At 61.2% G+C, this 20,875-nt stretch carries 23 protein-coding genes; 1 reads left to right on the plus strand and 22 read right to left on the minus strand.

The genetic code is table 11. From position 1 onward, the window contains the following. Window positions 1-5 precede the first annotated feature (5 nt). The 12 genes from hisA to FAZ30_RS03975 form a co-directional block, all read right to left on the minus strand. Window positions 6-749, minus strand: a complete 744-nt coding sequence (gene hisA / locus FAZ30_RS03920; RefSeq protein WP_124644132.1) for a 1-(5-phosphoribosyl)-5-[(5-phosphoribosylamino)methylideneamino]imidazole-4-carboxamide isomerase — start codon at window positions 747-749, stop codon at window positions 6-8. Window positions 750-768: 19 nt separating this feature from the next. Next, the gene (gene hisH / locus FAZ30_RS03925; RefSeq protein ID WP_124644159.1) at window positions 769-1,410 is read right to left on the minus strand and encodes an imidazole glycerol phosphate synthase subunit HisH; all 642 of its coding nucleotides are present in this window, start codon (window positions 1,408-1,410) and stop codon (window positions 769-771) included. A 37-nt stretch (window positions 1,411-1,447) separates the two neighbouring features. Beyond that, window positions 1,448-2,041 carry an imidazoleglycerol-phosphate dehydratase HisB gene (gene hisB / locus FAZ30_RS03930; RefSeq protein ID WP_124644131.1) on the minus strand — a complete coding sequence of 198 codons (594 nt, stop codon included), beginning with the start codon at window positions 2,039-2,041 and terminating at the stop codon, window positions 1,448-1,450. Between the two features lie 4 nt (window positions 2,042-2,045). Next, window positions 2,046-3,116: a histidinol-phosphate transaminase gene (hisC, locus tag FAZ30_RS03935; protein ID WP_137010182.1), complete on the minus strand. Its 1,071-nt coding sequence runs from the start codon at window positions 3,114-3,116 to the stop codon at window positions 2,046-2,048. Between the two features lie 206 nt (window positions 3,117-3,322). Further along, window positions 3,323-4,615: a histidinol dehydrogenase gene (gene hisD / locus FAZ30_RS03940; RefSeq protein ID WP_137008808.1), complete on the minus strand. Its 1,293-nt coding sequence runs from the start codon at window positions 4,613-4,615 to the stop codon at window positions 3,323-3,325. 17 nt (window positions 4,616-4,632) lie between these two features. Further along, complete coding sequence (hisG, locus tag FAZ30_RS03945) at window positions 4,633-5,274, minus strand: ATP phosphoribosyltransferase (protein WP_124644129.1); 642 nt, start codon at window positions 5,272-5,274, stop codon at window positions 4,633-4,635. 40 nt (window positions 5,275-5,314) lie between these two features. Beyond that, a complete protein-coding gene (locus tag FAZ30_RS03950) occupies window positions 5,315-6,079 on the minus strand; it encodes a flagellar brake protein (protein WP_233578502.1) in 765 nt (254 codons plus the stop codon). A gap of 46 nt (window positions 6,080-6,125) precedes the next feature. Then, the gene (locus tag FAZ30_RS03955; protein WP_137008810.1) at window positions 6,126-6,716 is read right to left on the minus strand and encodes an SCO family protein; all 591 of its coding nucleotides are present in this window, start codon (window positions 6,714-6,716) and stop codon (window positions 6,126-6,128) included. Then, on the minus strand, window positions 6,716-7,618 hold the full coding sequence (gene cyoE / locus FAZ30_RS03960) for a heme o synthase (protein WP_205676646.1): 903 nt from the start codon (window positions 7,616-7,618) through the stop codon (window positions 6,716-6,718). The genes FAZ30_RS03955 and cyoE overlap by 1 nt, the downstream gene beginning before the upstream one ends. Before the next feature lie 23 nt (window positions 7,619-7,641). Continuing rightward, complete coding sequence (locus FAZ30_RS03965) at window positions 7,642-8,667, minus strand: COX15/CtaA family protein (RefSeq protein WP_137008812.1); 1,026 nt, start codon at window positions 8,665-8,667, stop codon at window positions 7,642-7,644. 43 nt (window positions 8,668-8,710) lie between these two features. Next, window positions 8,711-9,217, minus strand: a complete 507-nt coding sequence (locus FAZ30_RS03970; RefSeq protein ID WP_137008815.1) for a hypothetical protein — start codon at window positions 9,215-9,217, stop codon at window positions 8,711-8,713. Next, window positions 9,214-9,966: an SURF1 family cytochrome oxidase biogenesis protein gene (locus FAZ30_RS03975; protein WP_137008817.1), complete on the minus strand. Its 753-nt coding sequence runs from the start codon at window positions 9,964-9,966 to the stop codon at window positions 9,214-9,216. Before FAZ30_RS03975 ends, FAZ30_RS03970 begins: the two co-directional genes overlap by 4 nt. Between FAZ30_RS03975 and FAZ30_RS03980 the strand changes: the two genes are divergently transcribed. Beyond that, a complete protein-coding gene (locus tag FAZ30_RS03980) occupies window positions 9,932-10,132 on the plus strand; it encodes a DUF2909 family protein (RefSeq protein ID WP_059284703.1) in 201 nt (66 codons plus the stop codon). The two genes, FAZ30_RS03975 and FAZ30_RS03980, sit on opposite strands and share 35 nt — an antisense overlap. A gap of 11 nt (window positions 10,133-10,143) precedes the next feature. Here FAZ30_RS03980 and FAZ30_RS03985 read toward each other — a convergent pair whose 3' ends face one another. The 10 genes from FAZ30_RS03985 to ilvN all read right to left on the minus strand — a co-directional run bounded on the left by FAZ30_RS03985 (window position 10,144) and on the right by ilvN (window position 20,866). After that, the gene (locus FAZ30_RS03985) at window positions 10,144-11,007 is read right to left on the minus strand and encodes a cytochrome c oxidase subunit 3 (RefSeq protein WP_137008819.1); all 864 of its coding nucleotides are present in this window, start codon (window positions 11,005-11,007) and stop codon (window positions 10,144-10,146) included. Window positions 11,008-11,017: 10 nt separating this feature from the next. Beyond that, complete coding sequence (locus tag FAZ30_RS03990; protein ID WP_137008821.1) at window positions 11,018-11,194, minus strand: DUF2970 domain-containing protein; 177 nt, start codon at window positions 11,192-11,194, stop codon at window positions 11,018-11,020. Next, the gene (locus tag FAZ30_RS03995) at window positions 11,191-11,736 is read right to left on the minus strand and encodes a cytochrome c oxidase assembly protein (protein WP_137008823.1); all 546 of its coding nucleotides are present in this window, start codon (window positions 11,734-11,736) and stop codon (window positions 11,191-11,193) included. The genes FAZ30_RS03990 and FAZ30_RS03995 overlap by 4 nt, the downstream gene beginning before the upstream one ends. A gap of 14 nt (window positions 11,737-11,750) precedes the next feature. Further along, window positions 11,751-13,376 (minus strand): cytochrome c oxidase subunit I, encoded by a 1,626-nt coding sequence (ctaD, locus tag FAZ30_RS04000; RefSeq protein WP_124644120.1) that lies wholly within the window; start codon window positions 13,374-13,376, stop codon window positions 11,751-11,753. A 10-nt stretch (window positions 13,377-13,386) separates the two neighbouring features. Further along, a complete protein-coding gene (gene coxB, locus FAZ30_RS04005; protein ID WP_246043402.1) occupies window positions 13,387-14,523 on the minus strand; it encodes a cytochrome c oxidase subunit II in 1,137 nt (378 codons plus the stop codon). Window positions 14,524-15,271: 748 nt separating this feature from the next. Further along, window positions 15,272-15,901 (minus strand): dethiobiotin synthase, encoded by a 630-nt coding sequence (gene bioD, locus FAZ30_RS04010; protein ID WP_137008825.1) that lies wholly within the window; start codon window positions 15,899-15,901, stop codon window positions 15,272-15,274. A 305-nt stretch (window positions 15,902-16,206) separates the two neighbouring features. Beyond that, window positions 16,207-18,003 carry a 2-isopropylmalate synthase gene (locus FAZ30_RS04015; RefSeq protein ID WP_124644118.1) on the minus strand — a complete coding sequence of 599 codons (1,797 nt, stop codon included), beginning with the start codon at window positions 18,001-18,003 and terminating at the stop codon, window positions 16,207-16,209. A 300-nt stretch (window positions 18,004-18,303) separates the two neighbouring features. Beyond that, window positions 18,304-19,065 carry a CDP-diacylglycerol--serine O-phosphatidyltransferase gene (gene pssA / locus FAZ30_RS04020; RefSeq protein ID WP_124644117.1) on the minus strand — a complete coding sequence of 254 codons (762 nt, stop codon included), beginning with the start codon at window positions 19,063-19,065 and terminating at the stop codon, window positions 18,304-18,306. Window positions 19,066-19,294: 229 nt separating this feature from the next. Further along, the gene (gene ilvC, locus FAZ30_RS04025) at window positions 19,295-20,311 is read right to left on the minus strand and encodes a ketol-acid reductoisomerase (RefSeq protein ID WP_124644116.1); all 1,017 of its coding nucleotides are present in this window, start codon (window positions 20,309-20,311) and stop codon (window positions 19,295-19,297) included. Window positions 20,312-20,374: 63 nt separating this feature from the next. After that, complete coding sequence (ilvN, locus tag FAZ30_RS04030) at window positions 20,375-20,866, minus strand: acetolactate synthase small subunit (protein ID WP_059284698.1); 492 nt, start codon at window positions 20,864-20,866, stop codon at window positions 20,375-20,377. Between the last annotated feature and the right edge of the window lie 9 nt (window positions 20,867-20,875).

Raw genomic sequence — 20,875 nt, forward strand, 5'->3', positions numbered from 1 at the left:
CAGGATCAGGCCCCGGACAGTTCGTCGGCCAGCGTCTGCGCGGCAGCGAAGTCGATGCTGCCCTCGTAGATGGCCCGTCCGGTAATGGCACCTTCGATGCCTTCGTCTTCCACCGCACACAGATTGCGCACATCATCCAGATTGGTCAGGCCGCCAGAGGCGACGACCGGAATGGTGAGTGCCTGTGCCAGCTTGACGGTGGCTTCGATATTGACGCCGTTCATCATGCCGTCGCGGCCGATGTCGGTGTAGATCACCGAATTGACGCCGTAGTCCTCGAAGCGCTTGGCTAGGTCAATCACATTGTGATTGGTGATCTTGGCCCAGCCATCGATGGCGACCATGCCATCCTTGGCATCCAGGCCGACAATCACCTGACCGGGGAAAGCATCGCAGGCATCATGCAGGAAGCCGGGGGTTTTCACCGCCGCCGTCCCGATGATGACGTAGGCCAGGCCCATGTCGAGGTATTTTTCGATGGTGTCCAGATCGCGAATGCCGCCACCCAGCTGAACCGGCATGTCATCGCCCACTTCCTGCAGAATCGAGCGGATGATGTTCAGGTTCTTGGGTTTGCCGGCAAAGGCACCGTTCAGGTCAACCAGATGCAGACGACGGGCTCCCTGGTCTCGCCAGTGAGTGGCCACCTTGACCGGATCGTCAGAAAACACGGTGGCATCGTCCATAACGCCTTGTTTCAGGCGTACGCATTGACCATCCTTGAGGTCGATAGCGGGTATAAGCAGCATGGTGCTAGATCAACGTAAGTTAAACACTGCCGTCCCATGCCAGGAAGTTCTTCATCATCTGAAGTCCGGCACGGTGGCTCTTTTCGGTATGAAATTGCGTCGCAAAGATATTGCCACGCCCGACGATACAGGAAAACCTGTCCGGGTACTCACTTTCCGCCAGCGTCAGCGCCGCATCGGCCGGGGCGAAGTGGTAACTATGGACAAAATAGAAACGCTCGCCATCCTCGATCCCGGCAAACAGCGGATGGGATACGGTCTGGTAAACACGGTTCCAGCCCATGTGCGGCACCTTGAGGCGCTCGCCAGCGGCGTCTGTCAGGTTAGCCGAAAAGCGGACCACATTGCCCGGAAACAAGCCAAGTCCGGGGGTATCGCCTTCTTCACTGTGCTGGAAAAGCAACTGGGCACCCACGCAGATGCCAAAAAACGGCTTGGTCTGCGTGGTTTCACGTACGGCCTCGGCCAGACCGTAGCTGTTCAGCTCGCGCATGCAGTCCGGCATGGCACCCTGGCCGGGAAACACCACCTTGTCCGCCTTGACGATGGCTTCCGGGTCGCGGCTGAGGAAAATATCCGCCCCGGTTTCATTGACTGCCTGGATGGACTTGAGCACCGAGTGCAGATTGCCCATGCCATAGTCGATTACTGCGACTTTCATCATGCCCCTAACTGTTCCGGTGGAGATGGCCTGCGGCTCAGGCCGTCAGCGTGCCCTTGGTGGACGGTGTGGCACCACCCATGCGTTCGTCCACTTCACAGGCCATGCGCAGTGCGCGGCCAAAGGCCTTGAAGATGGTTTCGGCCTGGTGATGGCTGTTCACACCGCGCAGATTGTCGATATGCAGCGTCACCATGCTGTGGTTGATGAAACCATGGAAAAACTCGGAGAACAGATCGACATCAAACTGGCCGATGCTGGCGCGGGTGTAATCAACGTTGTACACCAGGCCGGGACGGCCGGAGAGGTCGATCACCACGCGGCTGAGCGCTTCGTCCAGCGGCACATAGGCATGGCCGTAACGGCGGATGCCTTTTTTGTCACCAATGGCCTTGGCAAAGGCCTGGCCCAGCGTGATGCCGATGTCTTCCACCGTGTGGTGGGCATCGATGTGCAAATCACCCTTGGCGACGATGTCCAGGTCGATCAGGCCGTGGCGGGCGATCTGGTCCATCATGTGGTCGAGAAAAGGCACGCCGGTATCAAAATGGCTGCGGCCATTACCATCCAGATTGATGGTGACGGTGATCTGGGTTTCCAGGGTATTGCGGGTAACGGATGCGGTTCTCATGATTTCAGGCAAAGTAGCGGTCCAGTGCGGCAAGCACGGCCGTGTTTTCTTCCGGGCTGCCCACCGTCAGGCGCAGGCAGTTGTCGAGCAGCGGGTGGCTGCCATGCAAGTTCTTGATCAGGATGCCATTTTTCTTCAGCCATGCAAACAGCTGACCGGCATCCGGCACCCGTAGCGTGATGAAATTGGCTTGCGAATCAAAAACGGTAGTCGCTGCAAACTGGCGCAGGGCCTGCAACAGGCGCTGGCGTTCGTCGCGCAGGGTTTGCGCCTGCTGCATGAACACATCCAGGTGGCGCAGCGCGAAACGGGCGGCGGCCTGGGTCAGCACATTGATGTTGTAGGGCGGGCGCACCTTGTCCAGCTCGTCCATCCATTCGGCAGGACCGGCAGCATAACCCAGGCGCAGGCCGGCCAGGCCCAGCTTGGACAGGGTGCGCATGACCAGCAGATTCGGCCGGCTGCCCGCCAGATCCATCAGGCTGTCGCTGGCAAAAGCCTGATAGGCCTCATCCACCACCACCAGGCCCGGCGCTGCATCCAGCACGGCCAGCACTTGCTCGCGGGCAAATTGGGGGCCGGTAGGATTATTCGGGTAGGACAGGAACACCACCGCCGGCTGCTGGCTGGCAATCGCCGCCAGCAGGGCCGGCAGATCAAGGCTGAAATCGGCATGCAGCGGTACACCCACGTACTGCAAGCCGGAGAACAGCGCATTCATGCGGTACATGACGAAGGACGGCTCCAGCACCAGCATCACCGCGCCGGGCCGGGCCAGCGCCTGGCTGATCAGGGTAATGATTTCGTCCGAGCCATTGCCCAGCAGCACGCTGGCGGCGGCTGGGATGTCAAACGCAGCCTTGAGTTCGTCCTTGAGGCCGCCGCCATGCGGGTCGGGATAGCGGTTGATGGCGACATCGGCCAGGCATTGCCCCAGTTCGGCGCGCAGTGCGGCCGGCAAGGCATAGGGGTTTTCCATGGCGTCCAGCTTGAGCAGGCCGGCGGCATCAGATACATGGTAGGCCTTGATTCCGGTTATTTCCGGACGGACCAGTTGCTTGGCAGTCAATGTCATCACGATGGGGCTGTAGCGGTCATGGCGACCGGGCCAGCCATGCAGGTCAACAGGGGGCGTTGTCGGGACAACGCAGCAGGGGGCTATCCTACCGTGTTCGGCCCGTTTGGGCTACCCGGCCATGCCACGCGGATCCGGCGGCGGGGCCGGCAAAAACATGGCCAGACGCTGTCTGGCCATGTGCGCAGCAGGATAATCTGGCAGCCTCAGGGCTCCAGACGCAGCTCGGCGGCGCGGGCGTGGGCGGTCAGGCCTTCGCCATGCGCCAGTACGCTGGCGATCTTGCCCAGCTTCTGTGCTCCTGCCGCAGAAACACGGATCAGGCTGGAGCGCTTCTGGAAGTCGTACACCCCCAGCGGGCTGGCAAAACGCGCCGTGCGGCTGGTCGGCAACACATGGTTGGGGCCGGCACAGTAGTCGCCCAGGCTTTCCGAGGTAAAGCGGCCCATGAAGATGGCACCGGCGTGGCGCAACAGCGGCAGTTGCTGTTCCGGCTCGCTGACCGACAATTCCAGATGTTCCGGCGCGATGTAGTTGGCAATCTCGCAGGCTTCGGCCAGATCGCGCACCTGGATCAGCGCACCACGGTTGCCCAGGCTGGCTTCGATAATGGCGCGACGCGGCATGGTCGGCAGCAGCTTTTCGATGCTGGCTTCCACTGCGGCAATGTACTCGGCCGACGGACACAGCAGGATGGCCTGGGCGATTTCGTCGTGCTCGGCCTGGCTGAACAGGTCCATGGCGATCCAGTCGGCCGGGGTGTTGCCATCGCAGATCACCAGGATCTCGGACGGGCCGGCCACCATGTCGATGCCCACCACGCCAAATACCCGGCGCTTGGCAGCGGCTACATAGGCATTGCCCGGACCGGTGATCTTGTCCACCTGCGGAATGGTGGCCGTGCCATAGGCCAGCGCGGCCACGGCCTGTGCGCCGCCACAGGTGAACACCTTGTCCACACCCGCGATAAAGGCGGCAGCCAGCACCAGATCATTGCGCTCGCCCTGCGGGGTGGGCACCACCATGATGATTTCGCCCACGCCAGCCACCTTGGCCGGCATGGCATTCATCAGCACCGAACTGGGATAGGCGGCCTTGCCACCGGGCACATAGATGCCGACGCGGTCCAGCGGCGTCACCTGCTGACCCAGCAGCGTGCCGTCTTCGTCTTCGTAGCTCCAGGAGTGGGCCAGCTGCTTCTCGTGGTAACGGCGCACGCGTTCGGCAGCGGCGCTCAGCGCCTGTTGCACCTCGGCCGGCAAACGGTGCCAGGCGGCTTCCAGCTGTTCGCGCGACAGGGTGAGATCGGCCATGGAGGTGGCCTGCATGCGGTCGAAGCGGTTGGTGTACTCCAGCACGGCAGCATCGCCACGCGCCTTGACGTCATCACAGATGGCGGCAACCGCGCTGTCCACCGCCGGGTCCTGCGCGGTTTCAAAAGCCAGCAGGGCTTGCAATTGCTGCTGGAAATCAGCTTGGGTAGAAGACAGTTTCAGCATGGGATTCCGTTCCTGCCTTATGCCGGCACGGCAGAGGCAAAGGCATCCAGCACCGGCTGGATGCGGTCGTATTTGAGTTTGAGCGCAGCCTGATTCACCACCAGCCGCGAGCTGATGTCGATGATGTGTTCGACAGCAACCAGATTATTGGCACGCAGCGTGCCACCGGTGGACACCAGATCGACGATGGCATCGGCCAGGCCTACCAGCGGTGCCAGCTCCATCGAGCCGTACAACTTGATGATGTCCACATGCACACCCTTGGCGGCAAAATGCTCGCGCGCAATCTTGGGATACTTGGTGGCGATTTTCAGTCGGGCGCCCTGGCGCACGGCGTTCTGGTAGTCGAAGCCGTTTTCCACTGCCACCATCATCTTGCACTTGGCGATATTCAGGTCCAGCGGCTGGTACAGGCCATCACCGCCGTGTTCGATCAGCACATCGCGGCCGGCGATGCCCAGATCGGCAGCGCCGTACTGTACATAGGTGGGGACATCGGAGGCTCTTACAATCACCAGGCGCACGTCTTCATGGTTGGTGCCGATAATGAGCTTGCGCGAGGATTCCGGATCTTCCGCCGGAACAATGCCGGCGGCAGCCAGCAGGGGCAGGGTTTCTTCAAAGATGCGCCCTTTGGACAGGGCAATAGTCAGGGTCATGATATTAAGCAGGCAATAGGGAAAAGAAGGGAAACCGTCATCAGCCGACCAGGGCGCGCCGTTCGCGCTCCAGCTGGCCGACATAACGCTGCACCAGCGTTTCCGACGACGGAGTCATATTGAGAAAGGCGCAACCGGCACGGACGGCTTCATTGCCGTTGCGCAGCTGGGTGGTCAGGCGGTGGCGGATTTCGATGCCCACCCGCAAACTGCCCAGCGGTTTCAATTCGAATGAACAATTCTGGTATTTCTGGCCCAGATCAAAACCGGGCGCATGCGCTGCCGGCAGCCACAGGCTGCAGCCACCCAGGCTGATGTCGAACAGCACCAGATCCAGCGGCCGGCCGGGGTAATCGGCAATATGGCAGCTGACCGGATTGCTGACCGGGGTCTGGATGCGGAAAAACTCGCGCCGCTGCAGCTTGATCACCTGCTCGGGCAGGTCCACTTCGAAGGCCGGGCCGCTGTCCAGCATGACCTTGCGGGCAGCGGTGGTGACAAACTGGGTCTTGACCCCGTCCGGCGAGCAGACAAACACATTGCGTTCGCTGGCGAGCAGTTGTTCATTGGTGGCCGGATCAGCCCCCCAGTCGAGCAACAACACGCCGCGCTTGGCATCCACCTCCAGAAAGCGGGTGAGAATGAAGGTTTTTCCCTTGTTGGAAAACACCGTCACCATATGCCCGGACCTGGCGATAGACGCCAGATGATGCACGACCTCAACCGGGGTGGCCAGGATATACCTGGTCATATCGGGCTGGGCATGGTCGCTGTGCAGCATACCGGGGTTGTTGTCTTCGCTCACGATGGGCGCTTCTTTCCGCAGTCAAAGATGGATGATTGCCTGAATTCTAGCGTAACAGCTGACGAATATCATGAGTCAGGCTGTCTGCCGGCGTGGCATAAGCCTCATAAACCCGTAATTTTCCGCTTTTGTCGAACAGATAGGAGCCGGCACTGTGGTCTACCGTGTAAGCGCCACCCGGCACGGCCACTTTCTGCGCCACCACCTTGTAGGCTGATTTGACCTGCTCGATCTGCGCCGTGCTGCCGGTAAGGCCGACAAAACGGGAGTCGAAGTGCGGCACATAGCCGGCCAGTACCGCCGTGGTATCACGCTCCGGGTCAACCGTGACAAACAATACCTGCACCTTGTCAGCGTCCGGCCCCAGCTTTTTCATGACTGTGGCGTATTCCAGCATGGTGGTGGGGCAGACATCCGGACAATGGGTATAGCCGAAGAACAGCGCGACCACCTTGCTGGAGAAGTCGGACAGCTTGCGCGGCTGGCCCAGGTGGTCGGTCAGGCTGAAATCGCCGCCCAGCTGGGTATCGCTCATGTCCGTGCCTTTGAGATCCAGCTTGGGGGCCGCCGGCGGCGCGCAGGCAGCCAGTGCGGCAAACAGCATGAACAGGGAAAGCAAACGTAGCAGATGGCGCATCAGGAAACCGGTAGCAGACAGTAATGATCGGACAGCATCGCGGCAAACAGCCAGGTCAGATACCAGATCGACCAGGAAAAGGTGCGGCGAGCCAAGGCGTCAGCATACTGACGATGCAGTTGCACAGCAAGAAACAAGAAGCGTCCGTCCAGTGCCAGCGCAGCCAGCAGATACAGCCAGCCGGCCACGCCCAGCGCCACCGGCAACAGGGTGACGGCAGTCAGCAGCAGGGTGTACAGCAGAATGGACAAGGTGGTGAAACCTTGGCCATGCGTCAGCGGCAGCATGGGCAGGCCGGCGCGGGCGTAGTCGGCACGCCGGTACAGCGCCAGCGCCCAGAAGTGCGGCGGTGTCCAGGTGTAGATGATCAACAGCAGCAACAGCGCATGCGGGCTGACCTGCCCGGTCATCGCCGTCCAGCCCAGTAGTGGCGGCATGGCCCCGCTGATGCCACCGATGACGATGTTTTGCGGTGTGTACGGTTTCAGCAGCAGGGTATACACCAGTGCATAGGCCAGCAGAGTGGCCAGCGTCAGCCAGGCGGTCAGCGCATTGACCCAGCCCCACAGCAGCAGCATGCCACCGCCGCCCAGCAGCAAGGCCAGCAGCAGGGTTTCACCGCGCCCGGCGCTGCCCCGCGCCGTGGCACGCCAGGCGGTACGCAGCATGCGGGCATCCAGCGCACGCTCCAGCAGGCAGTTGAGCATCGCCGCCGCACCAGCCATCAGCGCAATACCCAAGGTGGCCGGCAATAGCAGCCGCAGCGCCGGCAGCGCTGGCTGCGACAGCAACATGCCGATCACGGCACAGAACACGATCAGCGCCACCACGCGCGGCTTGGCCAGCTGCAACATGGCCAGCGCATGCGCATATCCCGATTGCAGCCTCATACTGGCAGACATGGCCGTGCTCCCTCTCGCCCGTTTCACTGTCGGCGCGACAGCATGCCACCGCGCCAGGCTTGGCCTGGCCTGCTGTGGCTCTGCCAGCCCAGCCAGCTCTTTCGCAGCGGACGATAGCCGGCCTCCGGCACGGGCAGGCGGCACAGCAGGATGCAGCTGCTCGCCAGCAGCAGCATGGCCCCGACATGATGGGCCAGCGCCAGCGGCAAGGGGTGTAGCCACAACACATTGGCTACGCCCAACAGCAGTTGCAGCAGAGCAAGCGCCATGAGCAGCCGCAGCTGTTGGCGCAGGCCGGGGCAAGACCACAAGCGCCAGCACAGCAGGCCCAGCACCAGCGTCACCAGCAGTGCGCCCAGCCGGTGCAGCCAGTGCATGGCTACCAGGCTGGCCATGGGCAAGGCCCCGCTCCGCAACACAAAGGCGTCAGCAAGCGACGATAGTGGCCACCCGCTGCCGTTGCAGCCGGGAAAGCCCTGGCAGGCCAGGGCCGCCTGATGGGACGACACCCAGCCGCCCAGCGCAATCTGCCCCACCAGCACAAGCAGCCACAGCCACGCCAGCCTGCGCTGGCCCGCCGTCACCCGCACACCCGGCCAGTGGCTGCCAACAGCCTGCCACAGCAACAAGGCCAGCAGGCTCATGCCCAGCAGCAGATGGGCGGTGACCACCAACGGCTGCAGCCGCATGGTGACCGTCAACATGCCTAAGCCCGCCTGCAAGGCCAACAGAAGCAGCAGCAAGCCAGCGACACGCCGCTGCCGGCCACTGCGCCAGGCCTGCAGCGCCTGCCACAGGATCAACAGCCCCAGACTGCCCGCCAGATAGCGATGCAGCATTTCCTTCCAGGCCTTGTCGGGGCTGACCGGGCCATCCGGCTGCAACTGCATGGCCTGCTCGATGGCCACAGCAGCATGCGCCGGGCTGAGCCGGCCGTAACAACCCGGCCAGTCCGGGCAGCCGAGGCCAGCATCGGACAAACGCACATAAGCCCCCAGCGGCAGCACCACACAGGCCAGCAACAGGGCCAGCCAGGCCAGTTTCCTCATTGCGGCCTCCTTGCTGCCGGCCACAGCCGGCGGCTGTACGGCATCATCCCAAGCCGTTGTTTACCTTCATCAGCTGCTGTACTTCCTTGATGATCTTGTCCGGCCGCAGCCCGTCCGGGTAAAACAGCACCTGGTTGCCCAGCGGGTCGATCAGGTAAAAACCATCGGCCCTGACCGGCAAGCGGTTGGTCGCCACCGCCAGCTGTATAAAACCCTCTGCCACAGCCGGTGCGGCGGCGCTGTACAACAGCACCCGGCGCAAGCGGCCGGCGGCCTCACCCTGGGCCAAATGGATCTGCCGCATGGTGAACAGACGCTGCTGACATGCCTGCTCGCAACGGCCCTGAAACTGGCTGACCAGCACCCACTGCTTGCCGGGCCAGTCTGCGCGGCTGGCGGCGGCAAAGGACTGGGTCGGCAGCAGTTCCCCGGCGCTTTTACCCCCTGCCGGCGGCCAGTAGTGATAGCTGAACCAGGCCGCCAGCAGGGGCAGCAGGCAGAGTAGCAAGATCAGCAGCAACACCAGCCGGCTGTAGCGTCCCGTATTCATCGCACCCTCCATCGCCCTGGCCATTGCCATGGCCGCAGCAAGAGCAGCAGGCATAGCGCCAGCACCGCCCATTGCAGGGCATAGGCAAAATGTCGCTGTGCCGACAGTGCTGGCTGCAGCGGCCACGCCTGCAAACCGGGCAGTGCTGGCTGCAACACCAGCACCCCCTGCCGCCAGCGGCCCGGATACGCCTGCGGCAAAGCCGCCACGGCCACCTGATCCACCCGGCCGGCAATGCCCGACTGCGCGCCGGGCAAGGTCCAGCGCGCATGCCACGGCAGCCACTGCCCGCGCAACAGCGGTGGCAGCGACAAGGAGGGTTGCGGCCGGGAATCGGCCAGCCAGCCCAGGTCGAGCAGCAGCATGCTGTCATCCGCCAGCCGTACCGGCAGCAGCAGCCTTGCTCCCGGCTGCTCGTCCAGCAGGCTGTTGGCCAGCAGGATCACCGCCCCCTGCGGGCGGACCCCAGCCATGCTGTGGCGGGAATAGTCCGGGGCCTGGGCCAGTGGCACAGCGGACCACGACTGCGCCGGCTGGCTGGCAGCCTGTGCCAGCGCCTGTTCGCGCTGCCATGCGTCCATGCCGCGCAGCCCCTGCCAGCAGGCCAATACAAAAGGTAACAACACACATAGCAACAGAAGCCCACGATTGCGCTTTTTGCCACTAGACTGAAAGCATGTTTTTGCAGGCGCAGCAGCACCGGAGGGCTCAGCCATGAAAATCGTCATCGTCTTTTTGCTTGCCTGCATCGTGCTGGCCCTGTTCTGGGGGCTATCCGGCCTGCTCAAGGCCGAGTCCGGTTCGCAGCGGCTGATCCGTTCGCTGACCTTGCGGCTGGGCTTGTCCATTGGTCTGTTCATCCTGCTGTTGCTGGGTGTGCTGTTTGGCTGGTGGCGTCCCCATCAGCCCAGCTAGGCTGGCTGCATCTACAGGCAGTAGACAAAGACAAACAGCAACAGCCACACCACATCGACAAAATGCCAATACCAGGCCGCTGCCTCGAAGGCGAAATGGTGTTGCTGGTCGAAGTGCCCGCGCAGCACCCGTAACCACACCACCAGCAAGATGGCACTACCCAGCAAGACATGCAGGCCGTGCAGGCCGGTCAGCATGTAGAAGGTCATGCCGTAGCCCCCCGCTGACAAGGTCAGCTGCTGTGCCGTCCAGGCATGGTGGTATTCGATGGCCTGCAGACAGAGAAAAATCAGTCCCAGCACGATGGTGATGAGCAGGCCCAGCTTCAGTTGTGCCCGTCGCTCCAGTAGCAGGCCCCAGTGCGCCCAGGTCAGGCTGACCGCAGAAGACAGCAGGATCAGCGTATTGAGCGCCGGCAGCCCCCACGCTTCCATGGCCTGATAAGCCGGCCCCGGTGACGGGGCGGTCAGCAGCGGCCAGCTGGCGGAAAAATCCGGATAGAGCAATTTGTAATCCAGGCTGCCCAGCGTCGGCAGCGCCACCTGGCGCACCCAGAACAGCGCCGCAAAGAATGCGCCAAACAGCATGACTTCCGAGAAAATGAACCAGCCCATGCCCCAGCGGAAGGACAGCGCCTCCTGCCCGTGATAGCGGCCACCCACGCTCTCGCCGATGACATCGCCAAACCAGCCAAACAGCATGCGCAGCAGGATCAGCCCACCCAGCGCCAGCACCCACCAGCCCAGCAGCATGCCGTTGACGGCAAACGCCGCCCCCAGTCCCAGGCAGAACAATGCCACTGCGCCCAGTACCGGCCAGTGCGATGGTGCGGGGACGAAATAGTGCGCCGGCCCATGCTCATCCAGTAGCGCCATGATGTTCTCCTCAATGGCTTATCCAGTTCACCAGTAGCAGCAGCACGCTGATCAGCGCCGCCACCAGCAACAAGGCAGTGGCAATCAGCTGCAGCGGCCGCAAACGTCCGTCCTGCTGTGCCGCCTGCTGCCGGCGGATACCGACAAAAGCCGCCAGTACCGCCAGCACACCACGCCACCAGCTCATGGCCTGCCCTCCCCCTGCGGTACATCGAACACGCTGTACGACAGGGTGATGCTGTCTATCGCGGCCGGCAGTGCCCGGTCTATCACCAGCACCACAGGGAAACGCCGCGTCTCACCGGGCTGGAACACCTGTTGGCGAAAACAGAAGCACTCCAGCTTCTTGACATAAGCAGCAGCCTCGGCCGGCAGATAGCGCGGAATCGCCTGCCCCACCACCCGCTGCTGGCTGTTGTTACGCAACTCGTACTGCAGCTGGATGAACTGCCCGGTTTTCACCTGTAGCCGTGATTGCAGCGGCCTTACCTGCCAGGGCAGGCCAGGCTGCACCATGGCGTCCAGTTGCAGCGCCACCGGCCGTACTGCAACCTGCGCCGCATCCCTGCCCGGCAAGGCATCGGCCGCCACCACCCGGTTCAAGCCGGTCACCTCACAAATCACCCGGTACAGCGGCACCAGCCCCCAGGCAAAGCCGAACATCAACAGCACCAGCAGCAACAGCCTGCGCAACAGGGTGAGATTGGCTGCCTGCATACCGCTGGCCATGGCTGTCTCCCGCGTTAGCCGTGCTTGCCGCCCTGCATGGCGACCACCACGCCGTTTTCTGCCACGTCCAGCTGCGGGGCTTCACTGAAACTGTGATACGGCGCCGGCGTCGGCAGCCGCCACTCCAGGGTATTGCCCCCCTCCCACGGCAGCTGGGCAGCCGTTTTGCCATGGCGCAGCGAGTACAAAATGTTCACCAGGAAAATCAGCTGCCCCAGGCCGAACATGAAGGCCCCGACGCTGGCGATCTGGTTGAATTGGGTAAATTGCAGTGCGTAGTCGGGAATGCGCCGTGGCATGCCGGCCAGGCCAAGAAAATGCATGGGAAAGAAGGTGACGTTGAACCACAGCAGCGACCACCAGAAATGCAGCCGCCCTAGGCGCTCGCTATACATCTTGCCGGTCATCTTGGGGAACCAGTAATACACGGCGGAAAACAGGCTGAACAAGGCTCCGGCCACCAGCACGTAATGAAAATGCGCCACCACGTAGTAGCTGCCATGCAGTTGCACGTCGACTGCGGCCACGCTGAGAGTGACGCCGGATAGCCCGCCAATGGTGAACAGCAGGATAAAGCCGATGGCAAACAGCATGGGGGTTTCAAAGCTCATGCTGCCCTCCCACATGGTGGCTATCCAGTTGAATACCTTCACCCCGGTGGGCACGGCAATCAGCATGGTGGCGTACATGAAGAACAGCTGCGCCGTAGCCGGCATGCCGGTGACAAACATGTGGTGCGCCCACACCATGAAGGACAGCACGCCAATCGAACTGGTGGCATACACCATGGATGTGTAGCCAAACAGCGGCTTGCGGGCAAAAGTGGGAATCACCTGACTGACAATGCCAAAAGCCGGCAAGGCCATGATGTAGACCTCGGGATGGCCGAAAAACCAGAACACATGCTGGTACAGAATGGGATCGCCCCCGCCGGCGGCATTGAAGAAATGCGTGCCGAAGTGGCGGTCGGTCAGCACCATGGTGACCGCGCCAGCCAGCACCGGCATCACCGCGATGATGAGATAGGCGGTGATCAGGCTGGCCCAGGCAAACATCGGCATCTTCATCATGCCCATGCCGGGCGCACGCAGATTGATGATGGTGACCACGATATTGATGGCCCCCATGATGGAACTGACCCCCAGGATGTGGATGGCAAAAATGGTCAGATCCATGCCCATGCCCAGCTGCACGGACAAGGGCGCATACAGCGTCCAGCCGGCCGCCGCCGCGCCGCCGGGCACCACAAAAGACAGCAGCAGCAAGGCCATGGCCGGTGGCAGCAGCCAGAAGCTCCAGTTATTCATACGGGCAAACGCCATGTCCGGCGCACCTATCATCAGCGGCAGCATCCAGTTGGCCAGGCCGGTAAAGGCCGGCATGATGGCGCCAAATACCATGATCAGCCCATGCAAGGTGGTGAGCTGGTTGAACAGCTCCGGCTGGAAAAACTGCAGGCCGGGACGAAACAGCTCGGCCCGTATGCACAAGGCCAGCACGCCGCCCACCAGAAACATGCAGAAGGCAAACCACAGATAGAGCGAACCGATGTCCTTGTGATTGGTGGCAAACAGCCAGCGCCGCCAGCCATGCGGCCGGTGTGATTGCTGCGGTACAGCTGCAAGACCGGCAATAGCCATGATGCCCTCCTCAGGATGGTGCACCGGCACGGGCGGCCCTGACTTCGGCCGGCTGCACCAGCTGCCCGGTGTGATTGCCCCAGGCATTGCGCTCGTAGCTGATGACCGCCGCGATATCGGTATCGGACAATTGCTTGCCCCAGGCCTGCATGGCGGGGTTTTTCTGGCTGCCATTGAGCACGATGTTGATATGGCCGGCCTTGTCGCCGTTGACGACGGGCGAACCATCCAGCGCCGGGAAACTGCCGGGTATGCCCTTGCCGTTTGCCTGATGGCAGGGGATGCAGTTCTGGCCATACACCTTCTCACCGCGCTCGCGCAGCGCGGCCAGCGTCCATACCCGTGCCGGGTCGTCGGCACTGGCCGCCGCCTGTTTCAGCCGCGCATCGCGCCAGCGGGCGTAGTCCTGCGGGCTACGCGCATCCACCACGATGGGCATGAAGCCGTGATCCTTGCCGCACAGCTCGGAACACTGGCCGCGATAGATGCCGGGCCGGTCCACCATGAACCAGGCATCACGCAGAAAACCGGGAATGGCATCCTGCTTGATGCCCAGCTGCGGCACCCACCAGGAGTGAATGACATCGTTGGCAGTCAGCAGCAGCCGCACCTTGCGCCCGGTGGGCACCACCAGTGGCTCGTCCACCTCCAGCAGATAATTCACCGGTTTGGCCGCAGTACCGGCGATGGCACCAGCCGGCGTGGCCAGATGGCTGATGAAGCCGAAGTTGTCGTCGAGATAGTCGTAGCGCCACTTCCATTGATAGCCGGTGATCTTGATGGTCAGCTCCTCGCCACGTGTGCTTTTCTGGTTCAGCACCGCTTGGGTCGCCGGCCAGGCAATCAGCAACAGGATCAGCAGCGGGATCACCGTCCAGATGATTTCCACCGTGGTGTTTTCGTGGAATAGCTTGGCCGCGTGGCCGGCCGATTTGCGATGACGCACGATGGCATACAGCATGACGGCCAGCACCAGCAGGAAGATGACGCCGGAGACCAGCAGCAGCATGGTGTGCAGATCGTATTCAAGACGGGCAAGCGAAGTGGCGGGGGCTTGCAGATTGATGGCCGCAACCTGGGCCTCTATGGCTGTGCTGGCGAGCAGGCTGCTGGCAGCGGTACTGCCCGACATATACCGGCAGGACATGGTCCCCCTCTCTGGCCAGCCGGTTGCGACGCTAGCCTTTTCAAGTGCTGACAATAACAATCATCAGCAACTGCTTGAAATCCTAGGCCACTCCCAGATAAAAACAAGAATCTTTCATGATGCGATGCAAAAGGCAGCCATCATTCCATCAGCATGGATTGGTCATTGGAATGAAGGGGCAAATAATGATGGCGGGCCTACAGCCCTTTTGGCGAAGAACCACTCACAACACCTCGCAGAGCACCCGGGCCAAGGCGCGCCGACGCAGACAGTACCAGCCGTACGGCAAGGAGGCGCAACGCCGGAGCGGGGGTTTTGTCAGTGGCTCTAAAACGTTAGCAGTTCACACGGCAACTCACAGCATGCCCCATGGCAGCCGTGCGCAATACCGCGCCAATCGGCGTTTTCTGAACACCCGGTCCGGCCTTGCTGGCCGGACAGGCCAGTATGGTGGAGCATGCCGTCACCGCGCCCGATGGCAGCCTCCTGCTCACCAGCGGCAGCCGGCTACAGCCACGGCATTTTCAGCGGCTGCCACAGCCATTGCTGCGCTCTCCCCTGGAATTCAGCCTGGTTCTGCCCGACTTTGCTGCACACCGCCTGCGCAGAGAAAAAAGCAGCCAGCCGCTTGCCAGTCAGTCACTGCAGCCACTGCTACGGGAAAAAACAGCACACCGGCATGCCTGCCTGGTCATGTTGGAAAACCTGCCCCTCAATCATGCACTCAGTCAGTGCTTGAGCGTGCCAGTCAGGCTGGCGCGTAGGGTAGTTCCAGCAACAAGGGGGCGTCGATGGCCGCTTGCAGGGTGGCCAGATTGTCGGCATAGGCCAGTTGCTGCGGCACCACCCGGTTGGCTACCCAGCCGGCCAGCTGCAAGCCTGATGCCTGAATGGCACGCGCCGTGAGCAAGGCATGGTTGATGCAACCCAGCCGCATGCCCACCACCAGAATCACCGGCAATTGCAGCGCCCGCGCCATGTCCTCCATATACAGGCCCTCGGCCAGCGGGGCCAGCCAGCCACCGGCGGCCTCCACCAGTACGGTATCGGCCTGAGACGCCAGTTGCTGGTAATGGCTGACGATGGTGTCCAGCGCAATCTCTACTCCGGCCTGGCGCGCGGCAATATGCGGCGAGATTGGTGGCAAAAAGCGATAGGGGTTCATCAGGTCCAGATCCTGCTGGCCGGTCACCGCCACCAGCCGTGCCACATCGTCATTCAGCCAGCTACCGTCGGCCTGCACCTCGCAGCCGGAGGCCACCGGTTTCATCGCCAATACGCGCTGGCCCTGTGCTTGCCAATGGCGCAGCAGGGCGACGGCGGAGTGGGTTTTGCCGATTTCGGTATCGGTGCCGGTAATGAAAAAGCCTTGAGCCATGGTGAATTTGCCTTGCATCAATGAAGCAGGCTGGATGATAGCGCGGGAAAGGGAAATGCGGGAAACCGGGGGCCAGCCCGCCAGCGCAGCGACGCCGACCTCCTGGGTCGGCGATCTGCCACGCTGGCCTTGTGAGCCTGGGCTGTATGGATGCGGCCTTGTGAGCCTTGGGTTTCAATATCGGAGTGGACTGAAACCGGTTTGCCAGAGCTTGCCCGTGGCTGCCTTGCCGCCTGCCGGGAACGGGATGGGAAAATCCGGCAGACGGTAAATCAGCACGGGACAGGCCCGGCAGGTATTGCTAATCAGACATTGCCTTGCGCCTTGACGCGTTCCTGACGGTTGCTCAGCTTGTTGAGCGCCGACAGGTAAGCCTTGGCACTGGCGACAATCACATCGGTATCCGCGCCCTGGCCATTCACCACGCGGCCATCCTTGGCCAGCCGTACGGTGACTTCGCCCTGCGACTCGGTCCCCTTGGTAATGGCGTTGACCGAATACAATTCCAGTTCGGCCTGGCTGTTGACCGTGCTTTCGATGGCCTTGAAGGCAGCATCCACCGGGCCGGAGCCACTGGATTCGCAGCGTTTTTCCACGCCATGCTCAACAAACACGATGGCAGCCTGCGGTGCTTCGCCGGTTTCGGTATTCACCTTGAGCGACACGAACTTGTAGTCTTCCTGCAAGGTCGCCACCAGCTCGTCCGACACCAGCGCGTGCAGGTCTTCGTCGAAGATTTCACGCTTGCGGTCGGCCAGGTCCTTGAAGCGGGCAAAGGCGGCGTTGAGCGCTTCTTCGCTATCCAGCACGATGCCCAGATCGGTCAGCTTGGTCTTGAAGGCATTGCGACCGGACAATTTGCCCAGCGTCAGGCGGTTGGCACTCCAGCCCACGCTCTCTGCCGACATGATTTCGTAGGTTTCGCGATGCTTGAGCACGCCATCCTGATGAATGCCGGATTCGTGGGCAAAGGCGTTGGCACCGACAATGGCCTTGTTCGGCTGCACCGGGTAGCCCGTCACCGTGGACACCAGCTTGGAAGCCGGCACGATCTGGGTGGCATCGACACGGGTTTCCACCGCAAAAATGTCCTTGCGGGTACGCACCGCCATGACGATTTCTTCCAGTGCAGCATTACCAGCGCGTTCGCCCAGGCCATTGATGGTGCATTCCACCTGGCGGGCACCGCCCAAGACTGCGGCCAGGCTGTTGGCCACGGCCATGCCCAGATCGTTATGGCAATGCGCCGACCAGATCACCTTGTCGCCGCCTTCGGTCTTGCTGATCAATTCGCGGAAGAAAGCCTCGGTAACACGCGGTACGGCATAACCTACGGTATCCGGCACGTTGAGGGTGGTGGCACCGGCCTTGATCACTTCGCCAAAAATGCGGGCGAGGAAATCGATATCCGAACGCAGGGCGTCTTCAGCAGAAAACTCGACGTCATCGGTATATTCACGCGCCAGCTTCACCGCTTTCACCGCAGCATCCACCACCTCGTCCGGCGTCATGCGCAGCTTCTTTTCCATATGGATGGGGCTGGTGGCGATAAAGGTATGGATGCGGCCACGGGCGGCAGGCTTGATGGCTTCGCCAGCAGCACGCACATCACGCTCGTTGGCGCGGGCCAGGCTACAGACGGTGGAATCCTTGATCACCTCGGCAATCGCGTGAATGGCATCGGCATCACCCGGGCTGGCGGCAGCAAAGCCGGCCTCGATCACATCAACACCCAGACGTTCCAGCTGGCGGGCGATGCGGATCTTTTCTTCCTTGGTCATGGAAGCGCCCGGCGACTGTTCGCCATCACGCAAGGTGGTATCAAAAATATAAAGACGATCGCCCATGTCGAATGTTCTCCCTTGTCCCTGTGCTGCTGTCCCGGCTGCGTTCAGGTAATCGTTGAAATCGAATCTCTTGCCCTGGCTTGCCGCCAGTTGCGCCAACTTGTTCAACTGCGCCAGCGGTAGGCTGCCGCGTTCTCTCCATTTGTAGATTGCTGCACGGCTGACCGGCTCATCGGGAAAAATCCGGCTCAGACCTTCTGCCACCGCACCGGGGCCGCCCAGGTCGTCAATGAGTCGTTCAATGTCCAATTGCATGTTGTGCTCCTGCAGCAAGTTTTGATTCAATGTAGCGATTAGACGACATAACGTCAAACGTGCAGTGCAACATCCGCAAAAAATGCCGCACAACGTGTGTCAAATTTGCAATTATTAGACATTAAGTCTAATTAAGCTATAAAAACAGGCTTAACACTGCATCAAAAAGCCATCGTGCTCGCGCCATTTCCGATTAATCCGCAGACATTATTAGACAAATATGTCCAATAAACTGTAAACACCAAGAAAAAGCCCCGCGGCTGCCAGAGCAGGAGCGGGGCTTTTCCATGGCAAGGGCGATCAGGGCGAGACAAGCTCCGCCGGCTTGCGTCGCAGCAGATTCCAGCCAGCCAGCACATAGCCGGACAGGGCATAGCAGACAAAGAAGCCGAACAGCACCAGCGGCGGCTCTGACATCAACAACAGCAAACCCACCACCAGCGCCAGCAGCATGACAAAAGGCACGCGGCGACGCAGATGGATTTCCTTGAAGCTCCAGAACTTCACATTGGTCACCATGGTGATGCCAGCAAACGCAGTAAAGCCCAGCAACACCCATTTCAAGCCAGGCAAGCGGGTATAGCCGTAGGCATGACAGATCCACACCAGCCCGGCCACCAGCGCTGCCGCCGCCGGACTGGGCAGGCCGGTAAACCAGCGCTTGTCGGTGCTGCCTATCATGGTATTGAAGCGTGCCAGCCGCAGCGCAGCGCCAGCACAATGGATAAAGGCGACCATCCAACCCAGCTTGCCCATGTCTTTCAGCAGCCACTCATAGGCCACCAGCGCAGGCGCCACGCCAAAGCTCACCATGTCCGACAGGCTGTCAAACTCGGCACCAAAGGCACTCTGGCTATGCGTCAGCCGCGCCACCCGGCCATCCATGCCATCCAGAATCATGGCCAGGAAAATGGCAACGGCTGCATTCTCGAAATTCTGATTCATCGCCTGGACGATGGCGTAGAAGCCGGCAAACAGGGCGGCCAGCGTGAAAGAGTTGGGCAGCAGGTAAATACCTTGCCGCCGCAGGGACGGCTTACCCGGAACGGGGTCATGGATCATGGTGTTATCCGTAAACGAAGCTATCGGTACGGCGCTGAGCACATACCGGCGCGGGCCGGCAGTCAGTACGTCGACGATCTAGACAAAGGGCGCATGCGCGCAGAGCCGGTGATTTTAATCCAAGCCGGCCCCGGCAGCAAAAGCACCGGCCCGGTCACACGCGTGACCGCTACGCAACAATGAAAAAAGCCGGGGTTCCCCGGCTTTGGCACACTGACCGACTTCGAAATCAGTTCTTGGACTGGTCGACCAGTTTGTTCTTGGCAATCCAGGGCATCATGGCACGCAGTTCGGCACCAACCTTTTCGATCGGATGATCGGCGGTCAGGCGACGGCGGGCAGTCATGCTCGGATAGTTGGTCTTGCCTTCCAGGATGAACATCTTGGCGTATTCGCCAGACTGGATGCGGTACAGCGCCTTCTTCATGGCTTCCTTGGTGGCGGAGGTCACCACTTCCGGGCCGGTCACGTACTCGCCATACTCCGCGTTATTGGAGATGGAGTAGTTCATGTTGGCGATGCCGCCTTCGTACATCAGGTCGACGATCAGCTTCAGTTCGTGCAGGCATTCGAAGTAAGCCATTTCCGGAGCATAGCCTGCTTCGGTCAGGGTTTCGAAGCCGGCCTTCACCAGTTCCACCGCGCCGCCACACAGTACAGCCTGTTCGCCGAACAGGTCGGTTTCGGTTTCTTCGCGGAAGTTGGTTTCGATCACGCCACCCTTGGTGCCGCCGTTGGCAGCAGCGTAGGACAGGGCCACGTCACGGGCTTTGCCGGACTTGTCCTGATATACGGCGATCAGGGTCGGCACGCCGCCACCCTTCACATACTCGGAACGCACGGTGTGACCCGGGCCTTTCGGAGCCACCATGATCACGTCCAGGTCTTCACGCGGAACGATCTGGTTGTAATGCACGTTGAAGCCGTGAGCGAAAGCCAGCGCAGCGCCCTTCTTGATGTTCGGGGCGATTTCCTTGTGGTACACGTCCGGCTGCGATTCGTCCGGCAGCAGAATCATCACGACATCAGCCTTCTTCACTGCCTCGGCCACTTCCTTCACCTTGTGGCCCGCAGCTTCGGCCTTGCTCCAGGACGCGCCGTCCTTGCGCAGACCCACGATCACATCAACGCCAGATTCTTTCAGGTTCTGGGCGTGAGCATGGCCTTGTGAGCCGTAGCCGATGATGGCGACTTTCTTACCCTTGATGATGGAAAGATCCGCGTCCTTGTCGTAATACACTTTCATTTGCTTTGTCCCTTGTTATCCGGGCGGCCACCGCTGTGGCCCGCCGTCAGATGTATAGATATATCAGATTTTCAGAACCCGTTCACCACGGCCAATGCCGGATGCGCCAGTACGGACCGTTTCCAGGATCACTGCGCGGTCGATGGCCTCGATAAAAGCCCCCAGCTTGTCGCTCGTACCAGTCAGCTCGATGGTGTATGTCTTTTCCGTAACATCAATGATGCGACCGCGGAAAATATCCGCCATGCGCTTCATTTCCTCCCGGTCTTTACCGGTAGCGCGCACCTTGATCAGCATCATCTCGCGTTCGATGTGCTCGGATTCATTGAGGTCTATCACCTTGACCACCTCGATCAGCTTGTTGAGCTGCTTGGTGATCTGCTCGATGACTTCGTCGGAACCATGCGTGACGATCGTCATCCGTGACAGTGTCGGATCCTCGGTAGTCGACACCGTCAGTGAGTCAATATTGTAAGCCCGGGCAGAAAACAGCCCTACCACGCGGGACAGTGCGCCCGCTTCGTTTTCCAGCAAAATCGAAAGAATATGTCTCATACCGTCCGC

This window comes from Aquitalea aquatilis, assembly GCF_005155025.1.
Lineage (GTDB): Bacteria > Pseudomonadota > Gammaproteobacteria > Burkholderiales > Chromobacteriaceae > Aquitalea > Aquitalea aquatilis.